Raw genomic sequence first — 6,320 nt, forward strand, 5'->3', positions numbered from 1 at the left:
GATCCGACAACCGCTCACCCGCAGGCGACTTGACCTGCCCCACCCTCGCCACACCACAACCAACGAGGCACGGACCCCAAAGTCACCGGCATTGGCCCTAGGCAGTGTCCTGGCGATCATGAGCGGAGCCAGATGACCAGCGCGGCTGCGGTGACGGTGCCGAGGTAGACGTAGCCGCGTTTGTCGAACCTGGTCGCAACCGCGCGGAAGGTCTTGAGCTTGTTGATCGCCCGCTCGACGGTGTTGCGCTTCTTGCAGCGCTCCCTGTCGAAACCGGGCGGTCGGCCCCCGGCCCTGCCACGTCGGACCCGGCCGGCAGCCTGGTCGGCCTTCTCCGGGATGAGGTGCCGGATCCCGCGCCTGCGCAGGTAGCGGCGGGTCCGGCGGTTGCTGTAACCCTGGGCTTGATTCGTTTTGACGGACACCCCTGATCAGGGCTTCGGCCCCGGTAAGGATGATGTCCATCATGGAGAGCATGGGGAAGAGAAAGCCTCGCCCTCACCGCTCGTTCACGCCGGGGTTCAAGGCCGAGATCGTCGAACTGTGCCGACGCGGCGACCGCTCGGTCGGCCAGGTGGCCAAGGACTTCGACCTGACCGGGACCGCGGTGCGCGACCGGGTGAGGCAAGCCGAGGTCGACGCAGGCCAGCGCGACGGCCTGACCAGCGACGAGCGCGAGGAACTGGCGAGGCTGCGGCGGGAGAACCGCCGCCTGCGCGGGGACGTGGACATCCTCCGCCGGGCCACGGCTTTCTTCGCGACGGAGACCCGGTGACGGTGCACCCGTTCATCGAGGCGGAGAAGCAGGCGGGCCACAACGTCAAACGGGCGTGTGAACTGCTCAAGGTCTCCCGAGCCGCCTTCTACACCCGCCGCACCGCCGCCCCCGGCCCCCGCGCGGTCCGCGACGCGGAACCGACCGAGAAGATCACCGAGGTCCACGCGACCTCCCGTGGCGCCAACGGCGCCCCGCGCGTGCACGCCGTCCTCCAGCGCGACGGAGACCGGTGCGGCCGGCGAAGGGTCACGCCTGATGCGCCAGGCCGGCCTCGCCAAAGCAGAGCAAGCTCACCCGACCGCGAAAGGCCCGGGCCTGTCTCGGACTTGACGGCCGTTTGTTCGGGTTCCGACACTTGCGGTGGCTGGGTTGGTCGGTAGGACGGCGGAGCGTTGGGTCGTGGGCAACCGGGCATTGGAACCAGCACGTCTGGCGTCGAAGCTGAACGCCTACGCCCGCTACTGGTCCACCGCGCCGCTGCCTTCGGCCGGATCCCCGGTGAGGGCGGCGGCGGGCTGGGTTGGTCGATGGGGTGGTGCTGGTCGCGCATCCGGCGACCCTACCCGCCCCGCACTTCCCCTCCGCCCCCTTTCTTCGGCCGGTGGCGTCGCGAAGCGGTGCCACCGGGCCGCCGCGCAGCGGACAACCCAGGACGCCGTCGGCGCTCCTCTGGCTCCAGGCCCAGGAATTCGCCAGACTCGATACTCGGGCCGCGGCACTGCGGCACACCTGAGGGGGATGAGCATGGCCAAGCAGGGTCCTGGTTGGGGAATGATGTGGGTCTACGAGCCCTGGCGTGCTCACGGGGACAACGGCATCGAGATCGACACGCAGGTGTTCGCCACTTTCGAGGAGGCCCGCGCGGCTGCACTCGGTGAGTGGATGCGCATGCCGGTTGCGAGCGAGGGGTTTCCCACTGCGATCTCGCAACTGCGCTCCTGCCGGCCGGGCGAGGACGTGATGATCAGCTACGGGGATCTCAAGGACGCCTTGGCGATCTACCAGGTGCGGAGCGGCCAGAATGCCCGCGACGCGGGCATGGCGTTCTACGTGCACTGGCGGGACACGCTCTTCGATGTCCTCGGGCCCGAAATCATGGCCTCCAGCGGAGCGTTGGTCTGGTACGGCTGGAATCCCCGCCCGACTGCCCCCGCCACTCGTCCCGCAGCTGGCAGTGGCGGGTCCTCCTGTCTGCTGGTCATGCTCGGGCTGCTGCTGGGCCTGGTCCTCCTCAGCTGGGCGTAGAGCTAGCTGTTCTGTCCCGTGAGGTCGGGGACGCGGCTGGCGGGTGGCTTGCGGGACTGACCGGCCATCACCGCTGCGCCGAAGCCCGCGCCGGAACAGGACGGACACCTCGGCACGCCCCGTGCCGTCTGGGCCGCGGACAGAGCCGCGGCAGCAAGAGGCCGGCCTGCCAGTCCGCTCCGGGGGTCCGGACGGCAGGCGACCTCCTCCAGCGTGCACAGGCACACTGCGGGCCTGCACCCGCGACTACGCCGTCGCTGCCGCCGGCGAGCTCTCCGGGACCGCGCCGGTGCCACCGGCCTCGGCGACCGGGCTGAGGCCACCACTCGAGTCCGGCAGCCACAACTGCGCGCTGCGGGCCCGGACCGCCGAGCCCCGCCCGGTCACGACCACGGTCGCCCTGCGGCTCCTCAGCTGCCCCCAACCGGCCCCCAGGCCGCTCCATCGGCTCGTGGTCACCCGCAGGCTCAGGTAGGCACCGGGCCAGGGGCCAGGGGTGATCAGGACTGGCTTCGTTCACTTCTAGGGGCAGCGTTTGTCCGCCGGTTTGGGCAGCAGTTGCGGATCTTGAGGTCCGTGAATGTTCACGAGAAATAGCAGCGTGAGCGACGCGCGGTGGGTCGCTCGTCGTGCTTGCGGGGCGTCACTGCTCGGCGCGTGGCTGGCTGAGTTCGGCTCCGACCTTGGCCAGCATCTGGCCGAGGAGGTGGAGGGCTCGCGCCCGTGTCGGCACTCCTCGCGCGGTTCCCGCCCAGCAGGCGTCGGTGAGCTTCTCGGTCACCGTGAGGATCCGGTCGTCGTCCTGCGAGGCCATTACGAGGACGAACCGCACGTAGTCGCCGACGTCGGTGCCCTGGGGGTGCTGGTTGGTGAAGATCTGCAGGCGCGGTGTCAGGGCGGGCAGGGTGCGGTCGGTGGGGAAGACGACGGCAAGGCCGGCGAGGGCCAGCCGGACCGCAGGGCATTCGGCCGGCCAGCGGGTCAGCAGATCCGGCGTGCGGGCCTGGACCGCGCTGCGGGCCCGGGCCTCACTGTCGGGATCGGCGTGTTGAGAGGTGTTCGGCCAGGTCTCGGCGAGGTGGCGTTCGCCAACGGTGGCAGCCCTGACCAGCAGATGGACGGCTTGGAACCGCTGTCGGGCGGGAACCCGGTCGTCGACGGCGAGGGCCGCGAGCAGGACGACGCCGTCAGCGGTGGCCGGCTGGCAGGTGTCCTGGTGGAGGATCTCGTTGTAGAAGTCGCCGAGGAAGCTCCGGTCGTCCCAGGAGGGGTCGATCTCGGCGTCGAACAGCATCGCTGCCTGGGGTGGCCTGCGGCCCGGCAGGCGGTCGGCGATCACGTCCCGGAAGAGCTGCCGGATCGGCGGACCGGAAGCGATCGCGTCCTGCCGGGTCTGCTCGGGTTCGGCGTGCGTATCCATGGCCAACGCAGCCTACTGGAGCGCCTCGGGCCGACGACCCGTCGCCTGGGCGGAGGCTGGCAGGTCGTCGGCCAGGAGCCCGCGGCGGTCAGCCGGCCTTGGCTGGTGCTTCGGTCCGTGCCCGGGTCGAGGCGAGGCGATAGGAGTCGGTGCCAGTCTCGATGATGGTGCCGTTGAAGGTCAGGCGGTCGACGATGGCCGCGCAGAGGCGGGGGTCGGTGAAGGTCTTGGTCCAGCCGCCGAAGGACTCGTTGGAGGCGATGGCGACGCTGTTCTTCTCCTCGCGTTCGGTGAGGACCTGGAAGAGCAGTTCGGCGCCGTGGCGGTCGAGTTCCATGTATCCGAGTTCGTCGATGCAGAGCAGGTCGACGCGGCCGTAGCGGGCGATGGTCTTGTTCAGCTGCTTCTCGTCGGCGGCTTCCACCAGCTCGTTCACCAGCTTGGTGGCGAGGGTGTAGCGGACGCGATAGCCCTGCATTGCGGCCTCGGTGCCCAGGGCGATGAGCATGTGGGACTTGCCGGTGCCGGAGTCGCCGATCAGGCAGAGCGGCTGACTCTTCTTGATCCACTCGCAGCTGGCGAGGTTGTTGATGACGGCGGGGTCGATGTTGGGGTTGGCGTCGTAGTCGAAGGTTCGCAGCGACTTGTCGCGGGGGAATCCGGCGGCCTTGATCCGCCGCTCGGAGCGGCGGCGGGCCCGGTCGTCGCACTCGGCCATCAGCAGTTCGGCGAGGAAGCCGCGGTAGGTCATCTGGTCCTTCGCCGCCCGGTCGGCGATGTCGGCGAACTCGCCTCGGATCGAAGGCAGCCGCAGGAGCCGGCAGGCGGTGTCGATGGCGGTGGTGGCGGCCTGCTCGGTCAGGTTCCGCTGGCGGGGCAGCATGGCGGTCATGGCGCTTCTCCCTCTCGCAGGTCACCGCCGCCGGCGCGGCGGTGTCGGAGCAACTGGTCGTAGTGGGTCACCGAGGGCAGCGGCCTGGTGTCCGGCGGAAGGTGGTTGAGCTTCCACTCGTGCAGAAACGTCACGGTCGCCGCTCCCGGCCCGGCAGCTGGCCTCGGCGCGGGAGCATCGACGGCCGGGTCGTCATCGGTCTGGGCGGCCTTGCGGGCCTCCAGGGCGACCGCGTCCGCGGTCAGGGCCCCGGCCCGCAGGGCGGTGGCCAGGCCCGTGACGATGTGCTCGTGCGCGAGGTGGCGGCCCAGCAGCAGCACCTCGATCAGCGCCCGGGTGCCCTCGGCGTCACCGTGCGCCCTGACCGCCGCGGCCCACCAGGCGTCGTGGACCGGGGTGAACTTCCCGGCGGAGCGGGCCTGGTCGAGCGCGGTCGCGCCGGGGAACGCACCCGGCTTGCGGACCAAGGCCTCCAGGTAGTGGTCCAGCTCCAGCCGGCAGGCTCCCTTGGCGATCAGCCGCTCGTGCCGGGCCACCTCCACGTTCCTGTCGTAGACCACCAGGTGGGAGGCGTGAAGCAGCACCCGGACCCGCTTGCCGATCAGACGGACCGGGACCGAGTAGCGGTTGGTGCGGACCGCGATCTGGCCGTAGCGATCGACGCGCGGCGTGAATACCCGCCCGGTCTCGAACGGGTCCTCCGGCAGCGGCAGCAGCCGCGGGCGCTCGTCCTCGAAGTACTCGTCGACCGTCCGGGCCCGGGTACCGATCCGGCGCCGCCCATCGTGCCGGTCCCACTGCTCGACCAGATCGTTCAGCTCCGCCAGCGACTCGACCTCCGGCACCGGCACGAAGTGGTTGCGGCGGAAGTAGCCGATCTGGCCCTCGACGCCGCCCTTCTCGTGGGCGCCCTCGATGCCGGGCCGGCAGTAGAAGCTCTCGATCCCGAAGTGCGACCTGAAGGCGATCCACCGGTCGGCCTCGACCCGGGCCCGGCTCAGCCCCAGCACCCGAGCGACAGCGGCCTTCAGGTTGTCGTAGCGAACCTTGCTCCGCGGAACACCGCCCAGAGTCCGAAGCGCGTGCACGTGGCCCTCGAAGAACGCCTCCTGGCCGCAGGACGCGAAGACCCGGTGGACGGCCTTGCCCGAGTAGGACAGCCGGAAGGAGAACAGGTAGCAGGTCACCAACTCGCCGGCGAGCTTCACCGTCACGTCGCCGAGGTCGACCTCGGCCTCCATCCCGGGCTGGTGGGTCTGCGAGACGAACGCCTCGATCGGAGCCTTGCCCGACTCCACCAGGATCTGCGGCTTGCGGTCCGCGACGTAACGCCGAACCTGCTGGTAGGAGACCTCGGCGCCGTGCTCGGCAACCAGGCGGTGGAAGATCCGGGTGACCGTGTGCCGCTGCTTGCGCGGCGCGTCCAGGTCGGCCCGCAGGATCCCGTCGACCACCGCCATGTACGGGTCCAGCGCGGTCGCCCGAGGCGGGAGCTTCTTCCGCGGCTCCGGCCAGACCGAGTCCACGGCCTTCCTGATCGTCCGCCACGACACGTTGTACTTGCGTGCAATCTCCCGCAGCTTCATGCCGTCCCGGTGGTCGCGCCGGATCGCGGCGTACAGCTCGACCTTCGACATCTGCGGCATGACCAGGGCCTTTCACCAGGAGCACTCCCGATGCTGACCTGGCAAGTACCCCGGTGACGTCGAAACTCGTGAACATCACCCGTCCGTGGTTCGGGGTGACTCCCAAACTCGTGAACAACTGACGCCACAACTCGTGATTAAAGCCATCAGGACGGTGCCGGCGCGGCGCAGGTGGGCGGCGAGACGGTCGAGGGAGCGCGGGGGCATGCCGGCGGGGGCGGCGGCCAGGACGACGGGGCAGACCGAGGCCATGGCGGTGACCACCTCGGCGAAGTGTTCACCCGGGTCGTCGGCGACGACGAGGCGGCGCAGGTCCAGGCCGTAGCCGGCGGCAGCCGC

The 6,320-nt window shown here is 70.2% G+C and carries 6 protein-coding genes and 2 pseudogenes; 3 read left to right on the forward strand and 5 right to left on the reverse strand.

Features of this window, described 5'->3' with window-relative positions; translation table 11 throughout:
- Nucleotides 1-116 precede the first annotated feature (116 nt).
- Nucleotides 117-395, reverse strand: a pseudogene (locus tag ABZ885_RS33245) (transposase); the annotation flags it as partial.
- Nucleotides 396-475: 80 nt separating this feature from the next.
- Here ABZ885_RS33245 and ABZ885_RS33250 point away from each other — a divergent pair.
- The 3 genes from ABZ885_RS33250 (at nucleotide 476) to ABZ885_RS33260 (ending at nucleotide 2,023) form a co-directional block, all read left to right on the forward strand.
- Nucleotides 476-775, forward strand: coding sequence for a transposase (locus ABZ885_RS33250; protein ID WP_360197037.1), 300 nt, complete (start codon nucleotides 476-478; stop codon nucleotides 773-775).
- Between the two features lie 2 nt (nucleotides 776-777).
- The gene (locus ABZ885_RS33255; protein WP_360197048.1) at nucleotides 778-1,158 is read left to right on the forward strand and encodes an IS3 family transposase; all 381 of its coding nucleotides are present in this window, start codon (nucleotides 778-780) and stop codon (nucleotides 1,156-1,158) included.
- A 364-nt stretch (nucleotides 1,159-1,522) separates the two neighbouring features.
- Complete coding sequence (locus ABZ885_RS33260; protein ID WP_360197039.1) at nucleotides 1,523-2,023, forward strand: hypothetical protein; 501 nt, start codon at nucleotides 1,523-1,525, stop codon at nucleotides 2,021-2,023.
- A 643-nt stretch (nucleotides 2,024-2,666) separates the two neighbouring features.
- Here ABZ885_RS33260 and ABZ885_RS33265 read toward each other — a convergent pair.
- The 4 genes and pseudogenes from ABZ885_RS33265 to ABZ885_RS33280 all read right to left on the reverse strand — a co-directional run.
- A complete protein-coding gene (locus ABZ885_RS33265) occupies nucleotides 2,667-3,443 on the reverse strand; it encodes a hypothetical protein (protein WP_360197042.1) in 777 nt (258 codons plus the stop codon).
- Between the two features lie 88 nt (nucleotides 3,444-3,531).
- The gene (gene istB, locus ABZ885_RS33270) at nucleotides 3,532-4,335 is read right to left on the reverse strand and encodes an IS21-like element helper ATPase IstB (RefSeq protein ID WP_360197045.1); all 804 of its coding nucleotides are present in this window, start codon (nucleotides 4,333-4,335) and stop codon (nucleotides 3,532-3,534) included.
- Nucleotides 4,332-5,972 (reverse strand): IS21 family transposase, encoded by a 1,641-nt coding sequence (gene istA, locus ABZ885_RS33275; RefSeq protein ID WP_360197050.1) that lies wholly within the window; start codon nucleotides 5,970-5,972, stop codon nucleotides 4,332-4,334. The genes istB and istA overlap by 4 nt, the downstream gene beginning before the upstream one ends.
- 84 nt (nucleotides 5,973-6,056) lie before the next feature.
- Nucleotides 6,057-6,320, reverse strand: a pseudogene (locus ABZ885_RS33280) (hypothetical protein); the annotation flags it as partial.

It is taken from the genome of Kitasatospora sp. NPDC047058, from assembly GCF_040643935.1.
In the GTDB taxonomy this organism is placed as follows: Bacteria; Actinomycetota; Actinomycetes; order Streptomycetales; family Streptomycetaceae; genus Kitasatospora.

Bases quoted from the DNA above. Each gene is read 5' to 3' on its own strand.
- ABZ885_RS33250 (WP_360197037.1), top strand. From the start codon at position 476: ATGGGGAAGAGAAAGCCTCGCCCTCACCGCTCGTTCACGCCGGGGTTC.
- ABZ885_RS33260 (WP_360197039.1), top strand. From the start codon at position 1,523: ATGGCCAAGCAGGGTCCTGGTTGGGGAATGATGTGGGTCTACGAGCCC.
- ABZ885_RS33265 (WP_360197042.1), bottom strand. From the start codon at position 3,443: ATGGATACGCACGCCGAACCCGAGCAGACCCGGCAGGACGCGATCGCT.
- istB (WP_360197045.1), bottom strand. From the start codon at position 4,335: ATGACCGCCATGCTGCCCCGCCAGCGGAACCTGACCGAGCAGGCCGCC.
- istA (WP_360197050.1), bottom strand. From the start codon at position 5,972: ATGTCGAAGGTCGAGCTGTACGCCGCGATCCGGCGCGACCACCGGGAC.